We start from the raw sequence: 23,543 nt of genomic DNA on the forward strand, positions 1-23,543 counted from the left end.
GCATGACAATAACTGTCATGCAGTCTTTTTATTTCTTTTTATAGGTCAGTAATTGTACAATAGAGATAGAAGGTTGTCGAAAGGGGTAATGAATTGTGGAAGAAACAGTGAAGCTCTTAGTGGTGGATGATGAGGATCGCATTCGTCGCCTATTGAATATGTATTTATCTAGAGAAGGTTATGAAATTGAAGAAGCAGTCGATGGAGCAGATGCGCTAGAAAAAGTGTTTGCCGGACAATATGATTGTATATTGCTCGACGTAATGATGCCTGAGAAGGACGGCATGGAAGTATTAGCTGAACTACGTGAAAATAAAATTATGACACCTGTTATTTTATTGACGGCAAAAGGTGAAGAGGCAGACCGTGTGAGCGGATTTGAAAGTGGTGCAGATGATTACATTGTCAAGCCGTTCAGCCCGAGAGAAGTAGTGTTACGCGTAAAAGCTATGCTCAGACGTTCCGTGGCTTTTCCGAATGTGTCGTCTAACACAACATCAAAAGATTTAGTAGTATTTCCACAGCTGACAATCGATCACGATGCACATCGTGTAACAGCTGAAGGGAAAGAAGTTAATTTAACACCGAAGGAATACGAATTATTGTATTTCTTGGCAAAGTCACCAGACAAAGTGTTCGATCGTGAACAATTGCTGAAAGAAGTATGGCATTACGAATTCTTCGGAGATTTACGTACAGTGGATACTCATGTCAAACGGCTGCGTGAAAAACTGAGCCGTGTTTCAGACCGCGCAGCGAAAATGATTGTGACTGTTTGGGGTGTCGGTTATAAGTTCGAGGTTCCAAACGAATGATTAGAATATGGAATTCAATTGTCGGGAAGCTATGGGCCACCATATTGCTTCTCGTTTCCTTTGTCTTGTTTATCGTGACACTGTTCCTGCTCGAATTCCTTGATAATTTCCACACGAAACAAGCGGAAGAATCTTTGCAAAGAGAAGCTGCTACCATCGGCAAAATTGTCAATGATTATAACGAACAAACGGCAAGTTCCATGAACCAGTCTATGAACCAGATTATAGATGATATCCTCGATTTAGAGACCAATGCAATTGTCGTCGATCGACAAGGGGATGTGTTGTATTCATTCCATACATCTTCAAGTAAAAAAGAAATTGAAGAAGAACTTTTATCGGAAGATAGTCTGTTTGAGTCGCCTGAATCAGGTAAGCAAAAAATCAAAGAAATGATACTGCCTTCATTGACAGAACAAGATGTCATGGAGCAATTTTTGATTCTGTCTTACCCATTTAAACAAGCAAGTGGCGAACAAGCGAGTGTACTCATGTACCAAAGCTTAGATGCTGTGCACCGTACAACAAAGAGCACGACGAACATAGTCTTCCTATCCGCATTTATCGCGTTTATTTTAACTACATTTTTTGCATTTTTCTTATCTACGCAAATCACATTGCCGTTGCGTAAGATGAAGCAAGCAGCGTTTGAGTTATCTAAAGGGAATTTCGATACACATTTGCCGGTCACACAAAAAGATGAAATTGGTCAGTTAGCTACTGCTTTCAATCAGATGGGACGTCAGTTGAAATATAATATTGAGTTGATTAAGCAGGAGAAAGAACAGCTTTCTAGCATTCTTACATCTATGACAGATGCAGTCGTAACGTTTAATCAAGATTATTCCATTCTTCTAAAAAATCCACAAGCCGAGCTACTGTTAAAAAAGTGGTATGGATATAATCAGAAAAGTCATCATCCGTTGCCTAAAGAAGTCTTCCATATGCTAGAGCATGCCATTTCATTCGCTGAGGAAGTAGAAGATGAGTTGGAATTGGGTGGACAGTTTTATGTGATTTCCATTAGTCCATTGTACAGTGAAAATAGTATCCGTGGAGCGGTGGCCGTATTCCGTGATATGACGGAACAGCATAAACTAGATAAATTACGTTCGGATTTCATTGCCAACGTCTCACATGAATTGCGAACACCCATTTCGATGTTGCAAGGATATAGTGAAGCCATCATAGATGATGTAGTGAGCAGTGAAGAAGAACGTATGGAAATGGTACAGATCATCCACGATGAATCTAAGCGTATGAGTCGCCTTGTCACAGACTTGCTGAATCTAGCAAGAATGGAGTCTGGCTACATTCAACTGAGTAAAAACCCTCTGTCGATTGTGGAGTTTTTGGAACGTATGGTAACCAAGTTCTCACAAGTAGCAAAAGATGCGAAAGTGGATCTGTCTTTGGTAACGGAGGAACCGAATACACTACTCGTCACGGCTGATGAAGACCGTCTTGAGCAAGTGTTCACTAATTTGATCGATAACGCCATCCGTCATACTCCAGATGGTGGAGCGGTGACGCTAGGTGTCTACCGGTCTTCGGGAGCACTTGATATTACAGTAGCCGATACAGGTGTCGGTATACCTGAAAAAGATTTGCCATTCGTCTTTGAGCGTTTTTATAAGGCGGATAAAGCGAGAACAAGAGGAAAAGGTGGAACAGGACTTGGTTTGGCTATTGCAAAAAACATTATGGAAGCACATAATGGCTCGATTTTAGCAACCCGGGGCGATGAAAAAGGAACTATCTTTATTTGTTCGCTTCCATTTGACGCAATAAATAAATGAAACTTCTTCTATACTGAAACGACTACTATAGAGCGAGGGGATTGAATGAATGATTTAGTTTTTCAACGATTATATGAAGACTATAACCGTGACGTATTCAACTTCCTCACTTATTTGACTCGCAATCGGGAAGTAGCCGAAGATTTGATGCATGAAGTATATGTGCGGGTACTCAAATCATATGGCCGTTTTGAAGGGAAAAGTTCTGAAAAAACTTGGCTGTTTGCGATTGCGAAAAATGTCTCGATTGACTATTTTCGAAAACAATCCACCATCAACAAACATGCAAACATTCATTTTGATTGGGAAACAGAGCAATTAGCCTCAACTGACCGTTTGCCTGAACAATTGATTGAAGCGGATGAAGAACAAGAGCAGGTGCTTGATGTGTTGCACACGTGTACGGGTGATCAGAAAATGGTCATCCTCATGCGCTTCTTTCAAGATCTGTCAGTTGCTGAAACGGCTGAAGTTTTGGGCTGGACTGAAAGCAAAGTGAAAACGACACAGCATCGTGCAATCAAAGTATTGCAAGTGAAGTTGGAAGCGCATTCCGCGAGGGAGGGGTGATGAGATGAGTAAAGACAAATGGAATGAAGATCATATCGAGAAACGTTTACGTGACATGCCTGTCGTGAAAGATCAGCGTTCCAAAGATGAGATTATGCAACGGTTAAAGGAAGACTCAAGACTTTCTGAGCCGAACGAGCCAAAGAAGAAGTCGTCGAAATCAAAATGGCCTCCCATCCTTGCAGCTGTTGCAGCAATTGTATTGCTCACCATCCTTGTGCCAACATTCATTCAGCAAAACAATGAAGTATCGATGGATCAAGCAACGACAGAGGAATCGGCTGATCCTATCGAAATGGAGAGTAGTGAAGAGATGCAGTCGAATGACACAAGTGACGCATCTGTGTTTACTAGACAGGCTTCGACACCGCTGTCATATGCTGCTTATCCTTCCGATCTCATAGGTCACACAGTGTTTCATATTGGCCTGGCTACCAATCAGGCCACCATTGTTCCTGTGACATTCTTGATACCGAATGAACGCCTTGCTGAACGCTTAGGTACCTCTCCAGATGCAGTCGCGCTTTATAATGAGTATGCTAAAACACTTGACGAAGAGGCGCTAGGTTTTATAGAGTATCATCCGTATAAAGCGATGATTTCCTCGAACGGTAAGCAAGTTCAAATGAAATTTACTGCGGACCATACGTATGATACATCGAGTGCGACACTTGAGATGCTGAATCGATCCGTACAAGATACGTTTTTAGGATATGATGAAATAAAATTTTTACAAGAAGATGCCTCGCCCATTATGTTTGATCAAGTAGGTCAAGTGGAAGAACCTATCGCTTTGTCAGGAATGGTTTCGCATCAAGCCTATTATCGATTTTTAAAATCAGATGGTGAAGTAGTACTCTCCACTAATTTTGGTAAGACTACTGAAACGGTAGAGCAAGCTTTGAATGACATGAAGGTTTCACCAAATGATGTGTATTCGACTGTTGTACCTAAAGAAATAGATTTCACGGTCAAAGTAGACGATGAGGTTGTCAACGTAAAATTTACTGAAGAGCTTGATTTAGATCAGATGCAACCGGAGGAAGCGATGCAATTAATAGACGGCATCTCGCTGACAGTGGCAAGTTTTGATAAATATGTAAAGTTTGATCAAGTTAAGCAAAAATACTGGAATGAATTTGACTTCACTCAGCCTGTAGAAAAGCCGATTGGTGCAAATCCACAATATTTAATTAACGAATAATTCTGTTTTGTAAACTCGCGAAGTTTACAAAACAGTTTTTTTACGTTATAATAGGTTCATAATCAAATATTGATTCATCTTCGGGGCAGGGTGTAATTCCCGACCGGCGGAAATGAAGTAGAATTCTACTTTTAGCCCGCGAGCTTAACAGCTGATTCTGGTGAGATTCCGGAGCCGACAGTATAGTCTGGATGGGAGAAGGTGAAGGTGCAGCCATCTTTTTGTGTACGCAAAAGTGGTGCTTGTTTCCTGACGGATAAGTTTGTATAATTTATCTGTTCTTAACAGTGCATTTTACTCTCCCTAAGGCATATTTTGCTTTAGGGATTTTTAGCGGGACAATAGATGAGCAAGCCTTTCCTCTTTTGAAGTGAATCGCAAAAGGAGAGAGGAACAAGTGAATAACAAGAAGTTACGTAAGTTAATTTTGGTGGCCATTTTGGGAAGTATTTCAACTGTATTAATGCAGTTCAACTTTCCGATCCCGGCAATGCCTGGATTTTTAAAGATCGATTTTAGTGAAATCCCTGCAGTTATGGCAATCATGACGATGGGACCAGTTGCAGGAATAGGCGTAGAGTTATTGAAAAACGTCATGCATTGGTTCTTATCAGGAAGCCCGACAGGAGTACCAGTAGGAGAAGTCGCAAACTTTGTGACAGGTATGCTATTCATTATGCCGATCTATTGGATTTTCATGAAATATCGTTCTACTAAAGGTCTTGCATCAGGTTTGATCGCCGGTACAGTAGCAATGGCAGTAGGTATGAGTGTACTAAATTACTTAGTGTTCTTGCCGATGTACACATATTTCCTAGGTATGCCAGCAGTTACAGGCGACTCGTTGTATCAGATGATCATATTGGGAATCTTACCATTCAACCTGGTTAAGGGTGTTATGCTATTAGCCATCACGTTGATGTTATATAGAAGCATGGAGAAGTGGATTCTTCAGCAACAAAAGAAATTATCGTTCTAAATAAATACGCGCCAATCTTCCCTCAAAAGGGAGGCTGGCGTTTTTTTGTGTTTAAAAAGTTAAGTAATGAGTACCAAGGGATTGATGCGACAGGCGGCTCTCGATGGTTTAGCCTAATTAGATGGGAGTGCCAATGGAGCTTGCGATTGGTTGACTCACTGAAGGCCCGCAAGGAAGCGTCCGCTTAGTGCTTAAATCCCATCCTGTAGCCTACCTACTTAATGCAAAAATAAAAAACAACACATCCGAAAATCGGAAGTGTTGTTAAGATTAAATCAATCTTCATATTTTAACGGATCACCTTCGAAGGCTTCGTCCGCAATTTTAATTGAATCGGTAGGGCAGCCATCATACGCATCCTCAAGGTCCTCCATCAGTTCTTCTGGAACTTCAGTGTTTCCCATGTTATCATCTAAAATAACAAATGCAATCCCCTCATCGTCATAATCATAGATATCCGGCGCAGCAGCCCCGCAGGCCCCGCAGGCTATACATGTATCCTGATCGACAATTGTATACTTTTTGCTAGACATTTGTCTTTCTCCCTTCTTCCATTCACTCAACCTATTTTGTATCTCCTCTATTCTAAAGCTGTTTTCATCACTTTTCAACAAAAAAACGTTATTTCTTCAGGGGGGTAGCTCAAATGAGTTTTGATTCCATCTTATTAACGATCTTTCAACGCCTCCATGGTGAGCGTTCAGCGCAAGGTGTCTACCATATACTTCGCGGAAAACGATCAGGACAGACATTACAAGACGTCGAATATTATCAAGTCAAATCATACTATGCATTGTTGCCGCAATTGACGGCAAGTGACTTTCAACGAGCGTTAGAGCGGATGCAAGCAGATGGTTTAATTTATATACATGAGCTCGTCTATGTAACGGCAAAAGGACAAATGGCGACAGGTAGTGAAATGTGGCGATTTAATGGCTGGAATTATCGCGGACGTGAAAGAGAGTTTGCTAGACGGTTGGCATTGCTAGTTCAGACATTGTCGAATTTACGCAGCGGTGAAACTATGTTCATGCCGATTCAGAAAGAGTTGCCTACGCAGCAATTTGTCAAAGAGTTTTTGCGTAATCAATCAAGTAGTATGACCCATCTATCTACGTCATTGCGAATAGAACTGGAATATGTGCTAACTCACTCCTCGTTAACAGAATTACAACGCACGATCGTGAGCGATCGATTGACGGGCTATCGGCTCACTGCATCTACTTGGGAACAGATGGCGGATAATGTAAATCTACCGGTTCAGACTATACAATTGTACTATATAGAGGCATTACATATTTTGCTTGATTTCATACAACAGCAACCGAACTGTCCATTGCTTACAGAATTAGCGGCAGGTTGTCGAGTGGATACGTATTTGACACAATCTGCAGAACGAACACGAAAACTATTCGACAGGGGGTATTCGGTAGAGCAAATCGCCTCTCTACGAAATTTGAAATTAAGTACAATCGAAGATCATTTTATTGAAATGGCAGCGAATATGGATAGCTTTCCCTATAAAGATTTTGTAAAAGAAGAACAAATAGATGCGGTTTGGCGTCATGTTGAACAGTTACAGACGAAACGATTACGTTTGCTGAAACAGCAATGCCCAGAATTATCGTATTTCCAATTGCGATTAATCATCATGATCGGAAGGAGGGAGAGTTGATGGAACTTCAAGACATATTGCGTCAAAAATTTGGGTATGAATCATTCCGTCCCGGACAACAAGAAGTCATTACCGAGTTACTAGCTGGACGAGACACCGTGGCGATTTTTCCAACGGGTACAGGGAAATCACTTTGCTATCAATTACCCGCCTACATGCAGGACGGTGCGGTGATCATCATCTCTCCTCTCGTTGCGTTGATGGAAGATCAAGTAGCTAACTTGCGTAAACATAAAGAGAAGCGTGTTGTCGCTATCAATTCATTTTTATCGAGGCAGGAAAAGGAATTAGCGCTTTCTACTTTAGCGCAATATAAGTTCATTTTTCTATCGCCTGAAATGGTGATGCAAGAGCATGTCCGTCAACTTGTTCAACAATTATCTATAGCTTTTTTTGTGGTAGATGAAGCCCATTGTATTTCAGAGTGGGGGTTTGATTTTAGACCAGACTATTTACGGCTAAAGGAATTATTCTCAGTTTTAGAGAGAGCACCAGTACTGGCATTGACTGCTACTGCGAATGATAAAGTAGTGGAAGACATTACCACGTATTTGCACATGCGAAACCCTCACATCGAAAGACAATCAATCGACCGTCCGAATATATCGTATCGCGTGATGCATATGGATAATGAATGGGAAAAAACAGAATGGATTATACAAAGGCTTGCTACAACAATCGGTCCTGGTGTTATTTATGTTGCTTCACGGAAACGTGCAGAAGAACTCGCTACCATTATTCGAGAAAGAGGAATCCCGACAGCCAGCTATCACGGTGGCAAGGAACAGGATGAACGATCCATTATTCAACAACAATTTGTACAAGGTGAACTTGAGTGGATTTGTGCGACCAATGCATTTGGGATGGGAATTCATAAAGATGACATCCGGCAAGTTATTCATGAGCATCTACCGGCTACACCTAGCGCCTATATCCAGGAGGTAGGACGTGCAGGACGTGACGGGGAAAAAGCTGCGGCTACTCTATTGTATAGTGAGCGGGATATTCAGAAAGTAAAGTTTATAGTGTATGAGGACCTACCAGATGAACAGCAAACTATGTATTATCATTCTTTACTGCAATCAGGTACTGGTAATCAATTGGCTTCTGAACAAGCCGGGCTAACCGAAGTATCTAGTCGTTTACTTGATTATTATTTGGAACAATTTGATGTGGCAAATGTTGTACGACAAATCCAACAAATATATCAAGTGAAAGAGAAACAGATTGCGGAGATGGAGAGCTATGCAAAAAGTGACAGTTGTTTGCGAGAAAAATTAGTGCGTTTTTTTGGAGAAAATACTTCGCCTGCAGAAGCAGATTGCTGTTCGAACTGTCAAAATCTTGATGAGGACTGGCTAATCAAGTCAAACTCATCAACTGAACAAGTAGTTGAAGCGTTACATTGGCGTGAACGCCTGCATCAATTGTTAGGTTGATGCAGACTGTCTGTATTTACTTTTTAGACAAAATTCGGCATAATAGATATAGATGAGTTTGTGAACGGACGTACTTTTCATGAGTGAATAAAGGAATTGCATCATATAATAGTAATAGACATTATGCGGTGTGAAGGAGAAATTAGACATGTTAAACGAACAATATAAAATGGATTTTGAACAACAGCGAAAAGAGATAAAAGAAAAAGTGCCTTTCGATAAACTTCCTTCTCGTGCAGAAGTACACGGAAAGAAGAAAGAGGAACAATATGGTCGGGTGAAAGTCATCAACATTTTTCTGGCGATTTTCACTTTAATACCTATTGTTATACTCCTCTATGTATTATCGGATCTCTATTCTCCTGACGTTCCCGATCAAGTACCTGTTGAAAAAGTGGAGTTATCGGTAGGGTTATACCCAGCCATGGCAGATTACATGCATGCCGTTTCTAACATGCAGTACAATGGTTAGGGGTTTTTATTGAATACTTGCTATACTACTAATGAAAATTACTACTACAAAAGCAAAGTAGACGCTTTGCTTTTTTCTATGGGAGTTGACTAATGAAAAAGGTTCGAATAGCGGGATTATCAGTTTTTTTGTCAGTGGCAACCATGCTGACCTATATGTTTGCCTTAGCCCATCGGAATCGTGTGCTTACACATACGTTGCATGTTAATTCCAATCCAACGAATCAATTGAACGTGTTCTTTATTTCGGATATTCACAGGCGCAGTATTCCTCAACGGCTGATTGATGATTTACGTACGCGGTCTATTGATGCAGTGATCGTCGGTGGAGATGTGGCAGAAGGTGGTGTGCCAATTGAGCGAATCGAACGCAACATGCGTTTGCTCGCCTCAATAGGACCGATTTATTATATTTTCGGCAATAATGACCAAGAAGTCGGTACAGAAAATATACTACGTGTAATGGAGCAAGTTGGCGGAAAAGTACTAGTCAACAGTACGGCATCGATACCGAACCACCCATGCTTCGGTATATGTGGGCTGCAAGATCCAAATAACGGAAAAGTAGAAATTGACTCGGCCGTGGATTCTGCAAAAGGATATGATCATCTCATACTCGCTGTACATAATCCTTCCTATTTCCGAAAGTTTGAAGAAAAGTTGCACGCGGAACTATCTCTTGCCGGCCATACACATGGAGGTCAGATCAGACTAGGGCCTTGGGGTATGCAAGACCTGGGTCGTTTCGAGACGACGGGAAATAGCGCGAAATTAATTAGTAATGGCTATGGAACGACGATGGTGCCGTTGCGTTTGGGTGCGAAACCCGAGTGTCATATAGTGGAAGTTCATTACTAGAACGCAAGAAATTAGGAGAGTAGATATCATGAATTCTGTAGATGCAGTAATTGTCGGTGGCGGTCCGTGTGGCTTGTCAGCGGCAATCGAATTGCAAAATATAGGTTTGTCGGTAGTGGTGATCGAAAAAGGAAATATCGTGCATTCCATTTATAACTATCCGACTCACCAAACATTTTTTAGTTCCAGTATAAAATTATCGATAGGCAAGACACCATTCATTACAGCTATCGATAAACCAAAGCGTAATGACGCCTTAGTCTATTATAGAACTGTTGCGCAAATCGAAAACTTGCAGATCAACAGTCACGAGCGAGTGGAAAATGTAGATCAACAGCATGATCGATTTGTCGTAACGACGAATAAAGCGGTCTATGATGCGAAATATGTCGTAGTGGCGACAGGTTATTATGACCAACCCAATCGTTTAGATGTCGAAGGAGAGAACTTGCCTACTGTCTACCATTACTTCAAAGAAGCCCATCCGTACTTCAATAAAAAAGTGACAGTCATTGGCGGAAAAAACTCCGCTGTCGACGCAGCGTTGGAATTACAGCGTGCAGGTGCGCATGTAACTGTCGTCTATCGAAATGAAACGTATTCGAAAAGTGTAAAGCCTTGGATATTGCCAGGCTTTGAAAGTTTAGTGCGTAACGGTCAAATCGATATGCACTTTAACGCGTCTGTAACGAAGATTACGGAAAAAGCGGTCACTGTCAATCAGCAAGGGACAACATTTGATCTTGAAAGCGACTATGTCTTTGCGATGATTGGTTATCACCCGGATCATGCCTTTTTACGTAAAATAGGTATTGAAGTAGATGAACAATCTGGACGACCAGTCTTCAATGAAGATACGATGGAAACGAACGTGACTAATTTATTCGTTGCAGGTGTTATTGCAGCAGGTAATAATGCGAACGAAATCTTTATCGAAAATGGTCGTTTCCATGGTGGAATGATTGCGAAATATATTGCGCAAAATAAGTGAATGGATGAGTCGCTTGCCTTTTAAGTCAAGCGGCTTTTACTGTTTTGGATGTGCTATACTAGCTTCATGAGGAGGCGCCTATGTTTATTTTACTGACAGTCGCAATAGCGCCGGCGCTGGCACTTTTCAGTTATTTATATTTACGTAAACAAATTGCTAAGGAGCCATCCAAGTCGCTATTCCATGCATTCATTTACGGTGCAATCATGACATTTCCTATTTTATTTATTCAGCATGTATTTGAAGAAGAGCATGTATTTAATCATGAGTTTTTCCGCAATGTATTATTTACGAGCAGTTTAGAAGAATTTTTTAAATGGATCATTATTTTTATTTTCGTATATAAAACCATTGAATTTGAAGATGCCTATGATGGGATTTTGTATGGAGCGAGTGTATCGCTTGGATTCGCCACAGTAGAAAACATTTTATATCTATTGTCTTTCGGTTTGGATACGGCATTTATTCGTGCATTACTCCCTGTTTCCAGTCACGCATTATTTGGTATTGTCATGGGGTATTATTTTGGTAAAGCGAAGTTTTCTGCTGCGTCAGAAAAAGCGAAATGGATTGCCATTGCATTTTTAGCGCCATTCTTGCTTCATGTATTCTACAATTCGATTTTATTTACCTATGATGATTGGCTATATTTGATGATTCCTTTTATGTTGTTCCTTTGGTGGTTCGGGCTGACACGAGTGAAGTACGCGCACACTTTTGCGATGCAGCAATTTAGAAAAAGAAATCAATCAAACTTTTAGAAATCCGTCTGAATTACTCAGACGGATTTTTTGCCTTATAAAATACTGGAAATTGGACAAACTACAAGGAAGCATAATTTTTTGGAGGTGGATGTCGATGAAGCGAACTACAAAACGCTTCTTATTTTTATTCCTGGCAGGCATCATGGTGTTTTCTATCTTTGTGAGTCATAGTGAAGCATTTAGCGGACGTGACTTGGCTAAAGGTGCAAAAGGAGACGATGTCATTGAGTTGCAAGCGAGGCTCCAATATATTGGTTTTTATCATGGAGAGATTGATGGCAATTTTGGATTTGGAACTTACTGGGCGTTACGCAATTTCCAAGAGCAATACGGCCTACCGCTTGATGGGATTGCAGGAAAAGGAACCCAGAAGAAGTTGCAAGGAATTTCTGATTACGATGAAAAGTATGTAAAGGGACAAATAGCGAAAGGAAACCAATTTACCTATTACGGCGGTCAGTCGCTGGAATCGCAAGTGAAAAAGGGGAGTGCGCCACACAAGCAGTCGCAAACCCAAATGCAAGCTCCGCCTAAATATACCGATCAGGATATTAATTTATTGGCCAATGCAGTGTATGGTGAATCCCGTGGAGAACCGTACGAAGGACAAGTGGCGGTCGCAGCGGTTATTTTAAACCGTGTCGAACATCCAGACTTTCCTGATTCAATAGGTGGCGTTATCTTTCAACCAGGAGCGTTTACTGCGGTTGCAGACGGACAGATTTGGCTAACTCCAAATGAACGCGCGAAAGAAGCGGTAATCGATGCAATCAACGGCTGGGATCCTTCTGAAAATGCAATTTACTATTTCAATCCAATCACGGCTACTAGTAAATGGATTTGGTCGAGACCGCAAATAAAGAAAATCGGTTTACACATATTTTGTGACTAATTGAAAGGAGGACCTAGCTTATTATGAAGCAAATGATTTTCATTCTGACCTATGCATGTATTGTATTGGGGATATATACGTTTGGAACGGTACGTGAAAATGAAGATTTATCGATTGCGTTGAATGCTCAATACTCCAAAAGTATGACGGACGCCTCGCAAAAACTTGGTGAGTTGGAAGAAGCAGTGAACAAGTCGTTACTCTTTGAAGATCAAAAAAGTTCTGCGAAGGAACGAGAAGACATTTGGCGATTATCTTCAGACATTAAATCATCTATATCTTCACTACCTGTAGACCAAAGTTTCTCTACTTCTTGGATGAATTACTTAGGCCGGTTAGGGAATTTCGCAAAGGAATCTACAGAACAAGGAGACCCAGATGAATATTATGGTGTGATGCAACGTGCTTCAGAAAATTTGAATGAATTGACAAGTGAATGGCAGTTGGCAACCAAAGATATGTTTTCAAAAAGAATGTCTATGAGCAACTGGGAGAAAAAATTACGTGACTCACCCGATGGTCAGGCGAATTGGTCGAAAATGGGCGAGTCAGTTATGGAATACACAGAAGCAGTATTTCCTTTAACAGCAAGTGAGTCTGATGCAGAAAAGAAAAAAGAGTTGCGTAATATTAAGGATAAGAAAATTACCGAGGATGAAGCGATTCAAAAGTTCAAAAAACTTCTACCGAGTGTATCGAATGATGTCATTGCAGCGGAAAGAAGTAGGAAAGGTGCACCATATCCGTTTTACCATATTCGTTTTGCAGAAAACTCTTCAATCGGCTATATAGACGTAACTGAAAAAGGTGGACATGTTCTGTCGTATCTCGTGGAGCGTCGCATGGGCAAGCCAACCGTATCCTATGAAGAGCTAGAGAAAATGGCAGATGAGTTTTTACGGAAGGCGGATTATACAGATTTGGTTTTAGAAGAAGCTAGAGAAAATGATACCGCATGGCACTTTGTTTACGTTCGGGTGGATCCTGAGAATGACGCTAAAGTATTCTCAGACCCAATTCATATTAAATTAGCAAAAGACAATGGTGAAGTGATCGGTTTGAATGCGTCGGAATACATTCGTAAAGAACAGCTGAAACCACAGCCTCTTCGAACAGCGGAGTGGCACACGTTCTTTAGACCGGATGTTACAGTAATGGCTCAAGAGCTTGCGTACGTGGAAAATAGTCAAATGGAGCAACGACTTGCGCATTATTTAACCGTTGTTTCTGGAGAAGAAAATGTGGAAACGTACAAGATTCTCGTTGACACGGAAACGTTAGAGGTCATTACGACAGAAAAACAATAAAAAGGATTGGAAAAATTTACTCCACATGACATAATGATAGTATAGGACGAATGGCAGGTGGAGAAATGAGACTAAGTATCGGGACAGTATTAACATTAGAAAAAGATTATACCGAGGAATCGGAGAAATTTAAATGCCGCGTCGTCGATATTGAAGATGAAGGGCATTTCATGATGGATTACCCGATCAACATGATGACGGGCAAGACAGCATTCTTCATAGATGGTACACAGCTTCTCGTTACATTCGTAGATCAGTATAAGATGTCCTATGCATTTCGTACAGAGGTGCATAGCCGAGTTAACCAAACGATACCGATGCTTAAACTTAAATATCCTGGTGATCAGCATCTGATAAAAATCCAAAGAAGAGAATTTGTTCGTGTTGAAACGTCTTTGGACGTGGCATTACAAGCAGATTCCGCATCGTTGCAATTGGTATCGTTAGATCTCAGCGCTGGCGGATTAGCAGTCAATATGAAAGACCATGACTACTTCACGCAAAATACAGAAGTGACATTATTGATCGTATTGCATTTCTCGAAAACAGAAATCAAATATGTTTCATGTAAAGCGAAAGTAGTCAGAAACTGGGAAAGCGAAAAGCGTAGATTGAGCTCTTTCATGTTTGAAGAAATAGACGACAAAGATCGACAACACATTATTCGCTATTGTTTTGAGCGACAGTTAGAATTACGAAATAGCTAAAGGAAAAGTCTGTCGAGAGCAGACTTTTCCTTTTTGCTTATGGTACAATAAAGGCGTAAATGGAGGGGTTTTCATCATGACAGGTGGAATGAGAATCGCAATTGATGGACCTGCAGCAGCAGGTAAAAGTACAATTGCTAAATTAGTTGCTAAAAAATTAGGATATACGTATATCGATACAGGAGCTATGTATCGTGCGATTACTTACAAAGTACTTCAAAGCGCCATCGATCCACGCAATGAAGAAGAAATCACGCGGTTGATTGCACAAACAGAAATCGAATTGCAACCGGGTGAACAAGTGCAAAAAGTTTTGCTAGATGGTATAGAGGTAACCGATTCGATACGTTCGCATGAAGTAACGACCAATGTTTCAGCGATAGCGGCTTTGACATCTGTTCGTGAACTTTTGGTCGCTAAACAGCGAATTCTGGCAGCGGAATCACCCGTTGTAATGGATGGCAGGGATATAGGGACTGCCGTCTTGCCTGAAGCGGAGTTGAAAGTGTTCATGACAGCTTCCGTGGAAGAGCGTGCAAAGCGTCGCTTACTAGAAGAGCAGAAGCGTGGAATGAAGTCGGATTATGAAACATTGAAAAGAGAAATCAGTGAGAGAGATCAAGCGGACACTCAACGTAAAATTTCTCCATTAAAAAAAGCAGAAGATGCGATTATAATTGACACAACAGGGAAAACAATAGAAGAAGTGACGAATAGTATTGTCGAATATGCCGAAAAGAGGTTATCTAAATGAATTTATATCCACTAGGCAAATTTTTGATTAGTACTGTTTGTTTTCCACTTTATCGAATTAAGGTAATCGGCAAAGAAAATTTCCCGAAACAAGGCGGCGTGCTCTTATGTACAAATCATATAGATAATTTAGATCCGCCTATTGTCGGTATTACATGTCCGAGAACGGTTCACTTTATGGCCAAAGAAGAGTTATTTGATAAGCCGGTTCTTAAAACGTTGTTACCAAAAGTTCAAGCATATCCCGTAAAACGCGGCATGAGTGACCGGGAAGCATTCCGTAAAACCATTAAACTATTACGCGAAGACAAAGTGGTGGGTCTTTTCCCAGAAGGAACTAGAAGCAAAACGGGAGAGATTGGAAAAGGTTTGGCAGGTGCAGGATTCTTTGCGTTAAAAGGTGGAGAGGCGAAAGTCGTCCCTTGTGCAATTATTGGACCGTATAAAGCCTTTTCTCAATTGAAGGTCGTATATGGGGAAGCGATGGATATGACGCCATATCGCGAAAGAAAAGCATCTGCTGAAGAGGTAACAGAGGCCATTATGGCAGAGATATCCAAGTTGATAGAACAGTACAAATAAAAGAATAAGTGTAATTTTTTGTTTTTAAGTCTCAATTCGCATAATATAGAGATAAGATTCATTATGGAGGAGGGCTACATATGACTGAAGAGATGAATATGGATGAAGTTAAAGAATACGGTGAAGGTGCACACGTAACGGGTGTAGTAACAAAGGTTGAAGAGAAATCGGTGACGGTTGAAATCGCCGGTGCTCCTTTTGACGGTGTGATTCCGATCAGTGAACTTTCTAGCTTGCATATTGAAAAAGCAGCAGATGCAGTCTCAGTCGGTGACGAATTAGAATTGGCGATTACCAAAGTGGAAGACGAGGCGTATGTCTTGTCCAAGCGCCAAGTAGATGCAGAAAATGCATGGGATTCATTAGAAGAGAAGTTTGAAAGCGGTGAAATCATCGAAACAGAAGTAAAGGACGTAGTAAAAGGCGGACTCGTTGTCGACCTTGGTGTTCGCGGGTTTATTCCAGCTTCTTTAGTAGAAGATCACTTTGTAGAATCATTTGATGACTATAAAGGACGTACGATGACATTTAAAATTGTTGAAATGGATAAAGAAAAGAACCGGTTAATCTTGTCTCACCGTGCGGTTGTCCAAGCGCAGAACGAGCAGAAAAAAGAAGCTGCACTTTCTGAAATTCAAGAAGGTGACATTCTAGATGGTACAGTACAACGTATCGCTTCTTTCGGTGCATTCGTTGATATCGGCGGGGTAGACGGTTTGGTACACATTTCGCAAATTTCACACGGACATATTGAGAGTGTGTCGGACGTGTTGAAAGAAGGAGACGAAATCCAAGTCAAAGTATTGTCTGTCGACCGTGATGCAGAACGCGTATCTCTATCCATTAAAGATACATTGCCTGGACCATGGGAAAATATCGAAGAAAAGGCAGAGGTCGGCTCTGTACTGGATGGCACGGTGAAACGTCTTGTAGCCTATGGCGCATTCGTTGAGATCTTGCCTGGCGTGGAAGGACTCGTTCACATTTCACGTATTGCACATGAGCATATCGGTACACCACAAGAAGTCCTTGAAGAAGGACAGTCTATACAAGTCAAAGTATTAGACGTAAATCCACAAGAAAAACGTATTTCATTGAGCATTAAAGATCTTGTTGAAAAGCCTCAAGAAGCACGTGAAGAAAACTTTAGTTATGAAATGCCTGAAGAAACAACTGGCTTCTCTTTAGGAGATGTGATCGGTGATCAACTGAAGAAATTCCAAAAATAATCTTCAGAATGTGATAAACTAGCCACAAATGATAAATAAGCGTAACCGGAATGATGATGCTTTCATATGCATCATCATTCTTTTTGTGTATAATATTCAAAGATAGGTCGGAAGGGTGTAATGAAAGAAAATGAAAAAACCAACAGTAGCAATCGTAGGAAGACCAAACGTCGGTAAGTCGACAATCTTTAACCGGATCGTAGGCGAACGTATTTCGATCGTAGAAGACGTTGCCGGTGTAACGCGAGATCGTATATACAGCGCAGCAGAATGGTTGAATTATGAATTTAACTTAATCGATACAGGTGGTATTGAACTAAGTAATGAGCCATTACTTGATCAAATCCGTATGCAAGCTGAAATCGCCATTGAAGAAGCAGACGTCATCATCTTCTTGACGAATGGTCGAGATGGTGTGACAGATTCAGATGAACAAGTCGCACGTATGCTGTATAAAACGAACAAGCCAGTCGTATTGGCTGTAAATAAAGTGGATAACCCAGAGATGAGAGATATGATTTACGATTTCTACTCACTTGGATTTGGCGAACCATATCCGCTGTCCGGATCACACGGCTTAGGCCTTGGTGATTTATTGGACGCAGTCGCAGAGAGCTTTAAAGATATGAACTTGGAAGAAGAGGAAGACGATTCCATCAAGTTCTGTTTAATTGGACGTCCGAATGTCGGAAAGTCGTCACTTGTTAACGCATTACTTGGTGAAGATCGGGTTATCGTCAGCGATATCGCTGGAACGACAACAGATGCGATTGACTCTACAAAAGTAGTAGACGGGCAAGAATTTAAAATTATCGATACTGCGGGAATGCGTAAAAAAGGGAAAGTATACGAAAACACAGAGAAATACAGCGTACTACGTGCTTTAAAAGCAATTGATCGCTCTGACGTTGTGTTGATTGTCATGAATGCAGAAGAAGGTATTCGTGAGCAGGACAAGCGCGTAGCTGGCTTTGCGGAAGAAGCAGGAAAAGGCGTCATGTTTGTTGTCAACAAGTGGGATACGCTTGAGAAAAATGATAAGACGATGAATAAATTTATCGATGAAATTCGTGATCAGTTTAGATTTCTAGACTATGCACCTATTTTCTTTGTTTCAGCTAAAACGAAGCAACGTGTGCATACGTTATTCTCTAATATCCAATTGATTAGCGAAAATCATGCGATGCGCATTCAGTCAAGTGTCTTGAATGAGGTAGTAGAAGATGCAGTAGCTAGAAATCCTGCACCTTCAGATAAAGGGCGTCGTTTGCGGATTTACTATGCAACACAAGTTGCTGTGAAGCCACCGACATTCGTGGTTTTTGTCAACGAACCAGAACTTATGCACTTTTCTTATGAACGCTTTTTACAGAACCGATTACGTGAAGCCTTTGGATTTGAAGGCACACCAATCCGCTTGATCACAAGAGCGAGAAGCTAACTACACAAACAGAAAGGGTGGAGGTAATGGAGAAAGTCTCTATATTCGGTGCAGGCAGTTGGGGAACCGCACTCGCTGTCGTGCTGGCTGAAAATGGACATGACAGCTTACTTTGGACAAGACGTGCAGAACAAGCGGATGAAATCCATAATCAGCACACGAACAACCAGTATTTGCCAGATGTGAAACTGCCCGATAACCTTAGCTCTACTAGTGAACTACAGGTAGCGGTCCAGCATGCAAAAACGATCATACTGGCCGTACCGACCGTTGCGATGCGTGAGACGTGTCGCCATATACAGAAATTACTAACCGAACCGGCTATATTTGTCCATGTCTCCAAAGGAATTGATCCGGATTCATTGGAACGGATATCTGAAATTATTGCAGACGAAATTGATGAAACATTACGCGATGCTATTGTAGTACTGTCTGGACCGAGTCACGCAGAGGAAGTCGTACGTCGACATCCTACGACGGTGGCGGTGGCTTCGAGCAACATGGTAGCGGCAGAACAAATACAAGATTTATTCATGAGCAATTATTTCCGTGTCTATACGAATAAAGATGTAATCGGCGTGGAGCTTGGCGGAGCATTGAAAAATGTCATCGCTTTAGCTGCTGGAATTTCTGATGGTCTTGGATACGGTGATAATGCAAAGGCTGCTCTTATTACGAGAGGTCTAGCAGAAATCACACGTCTGGGTGTCAAAATGGGTGCGGATCAACAAACATTTTCCGGATTGACGGGACTTGGTGACTTGGTCGTTACATGTACAAGTGTCCACTCGAGAAACTGGCGTGCAGGCAACTTACTTGGGAAAGGTCAGTCTTTAGAAAGAGTGACCGAAGAAATGGGTATGGTCATAGAAGGTGTGCGTACCACAAAGGCTTCGTTTCAGTTGGCGCAACAGTTTGATGTCAACATGCCGTTGACAGAAGCCTTATATTCCATACTATTTGGAGGCGTTCCACCTAAACAAGCTGTGGATCAATTAATGACCCGTGGTAAGAAACAGGAAATTGATACATTTTTCGGTATTTAAACAGTAGGAGGGTGACAATTTTGTCCTCGTTAGATAAAATGTGGCTATCTTTTTACGCAATGGGATTCATGGTGATTTCAATGGGCTTGATTTATTTGAGCCGATATAAAATAAAAAACCGTGTAGTACGAATTCTATTTGCGATTATTGCCTATACACTATTAATTACATCGTTCTTCGCAATGGTCTATTTAGTATTCAACGGACCGACTGGAGGCGCCTAACATATGAATAAACGAATACTTATACTTTCAGTTATAATCTGCGGACTTTTACTGTCCGCTTGTGGCGGCCGTCCGCCTGAAGAAAAACAAGCAAGTGAAACACCGTACCCTGAAATGCAAGAAACCATCCAACAGGCTGTGGAGCGTTACCAGGCACAATCAGGCGGATTATTACCAATTAAAACACGTGATCAAGAAACCGATCAATTCATCAAATATCCAATCGAGTTCTCAAAAATCGTTCCAGACTTCACTGAAAAGATTCCGTCTAACGCATTTGAAAACGGTGGTATCTTCCAGTACGTTCTGATGGATGTAGAAGAAAATCCTACAGTTAAACTTGTTGACTTGCGTACAACTGAAAAACTGCGCGACTTAAACTTGCGCAAATTTATCAATGGAGAACTTCCATTCCTAGATCCAGTTGGCGACAACGTCTACGCGGTAGACTTCAAGAAAATGGGCTTTAAAGAACCACTAACCGTCCAAAGTCCGTATTCTGACGCCCATCTACCCATCGTAGTAGGTGGCGACGGGAATTTCTACGTAGACTACTCCATCGACCTCAACAAGATCTTGATGGAACAAAAGCCAGAAGTAGAACCAGGCACAGACATCCGTTACCTACTATACGAAGATTCCCTAGTCCTTCCGGCATATTCCTTGCCGTACACAGTAGACGAAAACAACGAACCGGTGTTTATGAAGAAATAATATTCTCTAATTTACAGGTGGCCTCATGTAGTAGCACTTGATTTTTACATATTCAAAGAGTGATACAAACTGTCACCACATTGTAACTAGGATTGGTACGGAAGATGGGACGACTCCGGGAGGATCAGCGTGCGCCTTGAGACCCCGCAGGGAACGAAGCGGACGAGGAGGCTCAAGCCACGCCCTCCGGAAAGCGTTCCCATCTGGAGTACCAATCCCGAACCGTTACAAAGTTTATTAACTAAATTAGCACCATTACCTAAAAACGTTTCATGCAACTATGCATGAAACGTTTTTCTATTTCATAAGCTACAATGCGGAGAAAAAGGAGGGCTAATGATGAAAGAAGAACTATACGAAAACTTAGCTAGAAGAACAGACGGCGACATTTATATAGGCGTGGTAGGCCCTGTTCGAGTAGGGAAATCCACATTTGTCAAACGAGTCATGGAGGAAGTTGTAATCCCCAACATGACGGATGCCAACGATCGGATACGTGCACAAGACGAACTTCCCCAAAGTTCACCAGGTCCCGTAATTATGACTGCAGAACCCAAATTCGTACCTGCCCAAGGCACAAGCGTTTCAATAGGGGACGGTGAACTGGAATTCCAAATTCGCCTAGCGGACTGTGTAGGCTACGTCATAGATGGCGTTAAAGGATATGAGGATGAGGAAGGACCGAAATACGTCCATACACCATGGCACAACGAGCCGATCCCGTTCCAAGAAGCAGCGCGCATTGGAACGGACAAAGTGATTCGTGATCACTCCACCATCGGAATCTTGCTGACAACGGACGGAACAGTGAACAACATTTCACGTGCATCTGCTGAAGTCGCTGAGAAAGAAATTGTTTTGAAACTGCAAGAAATCGGTAAACCGTTTGTCATTGTATTAAACTCTAAAATGCCAGCCCATGAAAAAGCGTTGGAACTGAAACAGCAATTACATGAAAAGTATGGTGTTCCCGTAATTGCTATTAGTGCGGACCAGCTCAATGCAGCGGAGATCCAGCTCATTCTTAAAGAGGCGCTCTATGAGTTCCCCATCACGGATATTGAGCTACAACGTCCTGACTGGATGGAGGAACTAGGAGATAGCCACAAGCTGAACGCACGTATCGATCAGCTAATTACAGATGGATTCCTCGGTGTCTCTAAAATTCGTAAAGTTCAGGAGATTGCGGAACTATTGCAAGAAGAAGAGTTCGTTAGACAAGCGGAAGTAATAGAAGTGGATGCAGGAAAAGGTCGGGCAATCGTCAAAATTGATATGGATGAGCAAGCTTTTGTGAATGTGTGTGAAGAGTTCATGGGAACGGAAATGCGTTCGAAAAAAGATTGGCTTGTGTTTATTCAAGAAGCAGTTAAGGCGAAAAAATCGTATGATATGTATGCAGAAGCAATCGATACAGCGAAAAAATCTGGTTATGGCGTCGCGTTGCCATCGATTGAAGATTTCCAGCCAACTGCTCCTGAATTGATTAAACAAGACACATTTTATGGTGTGAAAATGAAAGCGAAAGCCCCTTCACTTCATATTATACGAATCGATATGGAAGCGGAATTTGCTCCATTGATTGGCTCTGAATTCCATAGTCATCACTTGTTGAAGGAATTGAAAAATGCTTATTTACATGACCGGGAAGCATTATGGGAAACGCAATTATTTGGCACACCACTTCATGAGGTCATGAAAGAAAGTATCCGTTTTAAGACTGCAGCAGTTCCAGATCGGGCAAGAAAACGCTTGCGTGAAACGATTGAGCAAATGGTGAATGATGGAAATAAAGGTATGATTACGTTTATTGTTTGAGGAGAAAAGCTAGAAAGTAACGTAGGAAATGTAGTTTGTAATGAAGAAAGATCCGTCAAATACGGGTCTTTTTTCTTTGCTTTTCGATCAAAATCGCTTGAAATGCCGTGAATAAAGGAAAAGCTCGATAATATTGTTGCACCGTGGTTTTTCTTATGTTACTCTTTTTACAGTGTTAACAGCAATAGCATCCCCCTTTGAGAGGAGGTGAACGGTGTGAATAAAACAGAATTAATTAACTCTGTGGCAGAAGCGGCAGGTCTAACAAAAAAAGACGCAACTAAAGCTGTTGAAGCTGTATTCGATACAATTCAATCGACTCTTGCTAACGGTGATAAAGTTCAATTGATTGGTTTCGGAAACTTCGAAGTACGCGAGCGTGCTGCACGTAAAGGACGTAACCCACAATCAGGTGAAGAAATCGAAATCGCTGCAAGTAAAGTTCCAGCTTTCAAGGCAGGTAAAGCACTTAAAGACGCAGTAAAATAATTCGAGATTTTACATAGGAGTCCGTCCAGCGAATCTGTTCATCAGATGGCCATGGATGGACTCCTTTCCGTTTTTTTAATGGTATACATAAGGAAGTACAAGTAACTATACGGAATGCATGGAATGTGCTAGTATTTTGGGGAAATAGGTTTTGTTCCAACAAGGAGGACATGCTGTGATGAAAGAGCAAGATATAAATAAATTAGAGCAGGCAGTTACGATGATTTTGGAAGCAATCGGTGAAGATCCGACTCGTGAAGGATTACTTGAGACGCCAAAACGTGTAGCCAAAATGTACCAAGAAGTGTTTGAAGGTTTACATAAAGATCCAAGAGAATATTTCGATACAGTATTCCATGAGAATCATGATGAAGTCGTACTGGTGAAAGATATTCCATTTTATTCTATGTGTGAGCATCACTTAGTACCGTTTTTCGGTGTAGCTCATGTAGCCTATATTCCGCGTGATGGAGTAGTTGCAGGTTTGAGTAAGTTGGCAAGAGCTGTTGAAACGGCAGCGCGTCGTCCGCAATTGCAAGAACGCATTACATCCAGTGTGGCAGATGCCATGATGGAAAAGTTGAATCCCCATGGTGTCTATATCATCATTGAAGCTGAACATATGTGTATGACAATGAGAGGAATTAAAAAGCCTGGAGCCAAAACCATCACCACCGTTGCTAGAGGAATCTATGAACATGATGACGTGAAGCGTGCTGAAATTCTATCTCTAATTAGAACAAACTAAGGTCTTTGCCGAGCGCTTGCTGTATATG

General features: G+C 41.4%; 25 protein-coding genes and 1 riboswitch. Of the genes, 24 read left to right on the forward strand and 1 reads right to left on the reverse strand.

What is annotated here, in order from left to right; genetic code table 11:
• Positions 1-95: 95 nt before the first annotated feature.
• The 5 genes from CSV61_RS03745 (at position 96) to CSV61_RS03765 (ending at position 5,367) form a co-directional block, all read left to right on the forward strand.
• The gene (locus CSV61_RS03745; protein ID WP_083035563.1) at positions 96-815 is read left to right on the forward strand and encodes a response regulator transcription factor; all 720 of its coding nucleotides are present in this window, start codon (positions 96-98) and stop codon (positions 813-815) included.
• Complete coding sequence (locus tag CSV61_RS03750; protein WP_099638153.1) at positions 812-2,614, forward strand: ATP-binding protein; 1,803 nt, start codon at positions 812-814, stop codon at positions 2,612-2,614. Before CSV61_RS03745 ends, CSV61_RS03750 begins: the two co-directional genes overlap by 4 nt.
• Positions 2,615-2,659: 45 nt before the next feature.
• A complete protein-coding gene (locus CSV61_RS03755) occupies positions 2,660-3,184 on the forward strand; it encodes an RNA polymerase sigma factor SigX (protein WP_099638154.1) in 525 nt (174 codons plus the stop codon).
• A gap of 4 nt (positions 3,185-3,188) precedes the next feature.
• On the forward strand, positions 3,189-4,388 hold the full coding sequence (locus CSV61_RS03760; RefSeq protein WP_099638155.1) for a GerMN domain-containing protein: 1,200 nt from the start codon (positions 3,189-3,191) through the stop codon (positions 4,386-4,388).
• A gap of 72 nt (positions 4,389-4,460) precedes the next feature.
• A riboswitch (FMN riboswitch) is annotated at positions 4,461-4,595 on the forward strand.
• A 190-nt stretch (positions 4,596-4,785) separates the two neighbouring features.
• Positions 4,786-5,367: an ECF transporter S component gene (locus CSV61_RS03765; protein ID WP_083035567.1), complete on the forward strand. Its 582-nt coding sequence runs from the start codon at positions 4,786-4,788 to the stop codon at positions 5,365-5,367.
• 275 nt (positions 5,368-5,642) lie between these two features.
• Here the strand turns inward: CSV61_RS03765 and CSV61_RS03770 are convergent, their stop codons facing one another.
• Complete coding sequence (locus CSV61_RS03770) at positions 5,643-5,900, reverse strand: ferredoxin (protein WP_083036167.1); 258 nt, start codon at positions 5,898-5,900, stop codon at positions 5,643-5,645.
• Between the two features lie 113 nt (positions 5,901-6,013).
• Here CSV61_RS03770 and CSV61_RS03775 point away from each other — a divergent pair, with 113 nt between their 5' ends.
• From CSV61_RS03775 to folE, 19 genes are all read left to right on the forward strand, one after another.
• Entirely contained in the window at positions 6,014-7,042 is a 1,029-nt protein-coding gene (locus CSV61_RS03775) for a YpbB family protein (RefSeq protein ID WP_099638156.1), read from the forward strand.
• On the forward strand, positions 7,042-8,481 hold the full coding sequence (locus CSV61_RS03780; RefSeq protein ID WP_158233773.1) for a RecQ family ATP-dependent DNA helicase: 1,440 nt from the start codon (positions 7,042-7,044) through the stop codon (positions 8,479-8,481). The genes CSV61_RS03775 and CSV61_RS03780 overlap by 1 nt, the downstream gene beginning before the upstream one ends.
• Before the next feature lie 148 nt (positions 8,482-8,629).
• Positions 8,630-8,953 (forward strand): hypothetical protein, encoded by a 324-nt coding sequence (locus tag CSV61_RS03785; protein WP_099638158.1) that lies wholly within the window; start codon positions 8,630-8,632, stop codon positions 8,951-8,953.
• 92 nt (positions 8,954-9,045) lie between these two features.
• Positions 9,046-9,810, forward strand: coding sequence for a metallophosphoesterase (locus tag CSV61_RS03790; protein ID WP_099638159.1), 765 nt, complete (start codon positions 9,046-9,048; stop codon positions 9,808-9,810).
• A gap of 28 nt (positions 9,811-9,838) precedes the next feature.
• The gene (locus CSV61_RS03795) at positions 9,839-10,801 is read left to right on the forward strand and encodes a YpdA family putative bacillithiol disulfide reductase (protein ID WP_099638160.1); all 963 of its coding nucleotides are present in this window, start codon (positions 9,839-9,841) and stop codon (positions 10,799-10,801) included.
• Between the two features lie 80 nt (positions 10,802-10,881).
• Positions 10,882-11,562: a glutamic-type intramembrane protease PrsW gene (gene prsW / locus CSV61_RS03800; protein WP_099638161.1), complete on the forward strand. Its 681-nt coding sequence runs from the start codon at positions 10,882-10,884 to the stop codon at positions 11,560-11,562.
• A gap of 97 nt (positions 11,563-11,659) precedes the next feature.
• Entirely contained in the window at positions 11,660-12,457 is a 798-nt protein-coding gene (sleB, locus tag CSV61_RS03805) for a spore cortex-lytic enzyme (RefSeq protein WP_099638162.1), read from the forward strand.
• A 23-nt stretch (positions 12,458-12,480) separates the two neighbouring features.
• A complete protein-coding gene (locus tag CSV61_RS03810) occupies positions 12,481-13,764 on the forward strand; it encodes a PepSY1/2 domain-containing protein (protein ID WP_099638163.1) in 1,284 nt (427 codons plus the stop codon).
• 65 nt (positions 13,765-13,829) lie between these two features.
• Positions 13,830-14,471 carry a flagellar brake protein gene (locus CSV61_RS03815; protein ID WP_099638164.1) on the forward strand — a complete coding sequence of 214 codons (642 nt, stop codon included), beginning with the start codon at positions 13,830-13,832 and terminating at the stop codon, positions 14,469-14,471.
• Positions 14,472-14,547: 76 nt separating this feature from the next.
• Positions 14,548-15,225, forward strand: a complete 678-nt coding sequence (gene cmk, locus CSV61_RS03820; protein ID WP_099638165.1) for a (d)CMP kinase — start codon at positions 14,548-14,550, stop codon at positions 15,223-15,225.
• Entirely contained in the window at positions 15,222-15,806 is a 585-nt protein-coding gene (locus tag CSV61_RS03825) for a lysophospholipid acyltransferase family protein (protein WP_083035578.1), read from the forward strand. The genes cmk and CSV61_RS03825 overlap by 4 nt, the downstream gene beginning before the upstream one ends.
• Before the next feature lie 80 nt (positions 15,807-15,886).
• Positions 15,887-17,035 (forward strand): 30S ribosomal protein S1, encoded by a 1,149-nt coding sequence (gene rpsA, locus CSV61_RS03830; RefSeq protein ID WP_083035579.1) that lies wholly within the window; start codon positions 15,887-15,889, stop codon positions 17,033-17,035.
• A gap of 130 nt (positions 17,036-17,165) precedes the next feature.
• Complete coding sequence (der, locus tag CSV61_RS03835; protein ID WP_083035580.1) at positions 17,166-18,476, forward strand: ribosome biogenesis GTPase Der; 1,311 nt, start codon at positions 17,166-17,168, stop codon at positions 18,474-18,476.
• Between the two features lie 26 nt (positions 18,477-18,502).
• On the forward strand, positions 18,503-19,522 hold the full coding sequence (locus CSV61_RS03840) for an NAD(P)H-dependent glycerol-3-phosphate dehydrogenase (protein WP_099638166.1): 1,020 nt from the start codon (positions 18,503-18,505) through the stop codon (positions 19,520-19,522).
• Between the two features lie 20 nt (positions 19,523-19,542).
• A complete protein-coding gene (locus CSV61_RS03845; RefSeq protein WP_083035582.1) occupies positions 19,543-19,746 on the forward strand; it encodes a DUF2768 domain-containing protein in 204 nt (67 codons plus the stop codon).
• A 3-nt stretch (positions 19,747-19,749) separates the two neighbouring features.
• Positions 19,750-20,460, forward strand: a complete 711-nt coding sequence (locus CSV61_RS03850) for an LptM family lipoprotein (protein WP_099638167.1) — start codon at positions 19,750-19,752, stop codon at positions 20,458-20,460.
• A gap of 339 nt (positions 20,461-20,799) precedes the next feature.
• Positions 20,800-22,278 (forward strand): stage IV sporulation protein A, encoded by a 1,479-nt coding sequence (spoIVA, locus tag CSV61_RS03855; protein WP_099638168.1) that lies wholly within the window; start codon positions 20,800-20,802, stop codon positions 22,276-22,278.
• A gap of 216 nt (positions 22,279-22,494) precedes the next feature.
• On the forward strand, positions 22,495-22,767 hold the full coding sequence (locus CSV61_RS03860; protein WP_037561579.1) for an HU family DNA-binding protein: 273 nt from the start codon (positions 22,495-22,497) through the stop codon (positions 22,765-22,767).
• A gap of 178 nt (positions 22,768-22,945) precedes the next feature.
• A complete protein-coding gene (gene folE / locus CSV61_RS03865; protein ID WP_083035585.1) occupies positions 22,946-23,515 on the forward strand; it encodes a GTP cyclohydrolase I FolE in 570 nt (189 codons plus the stop codon).
• The last annotated feature ends 28 nt before the right edge of the window (positions 23,516-23,543 follow it).

It is taken from the genome of Sporosarcina sp. P3 (assembly GCF_002743415.1).
Classification (GTDB): Bacteria; Bacillota; Bacilli; order Bacillales_A; family Planococcaceae; genus Sporosarcina; species Sporosarcina ureae_A.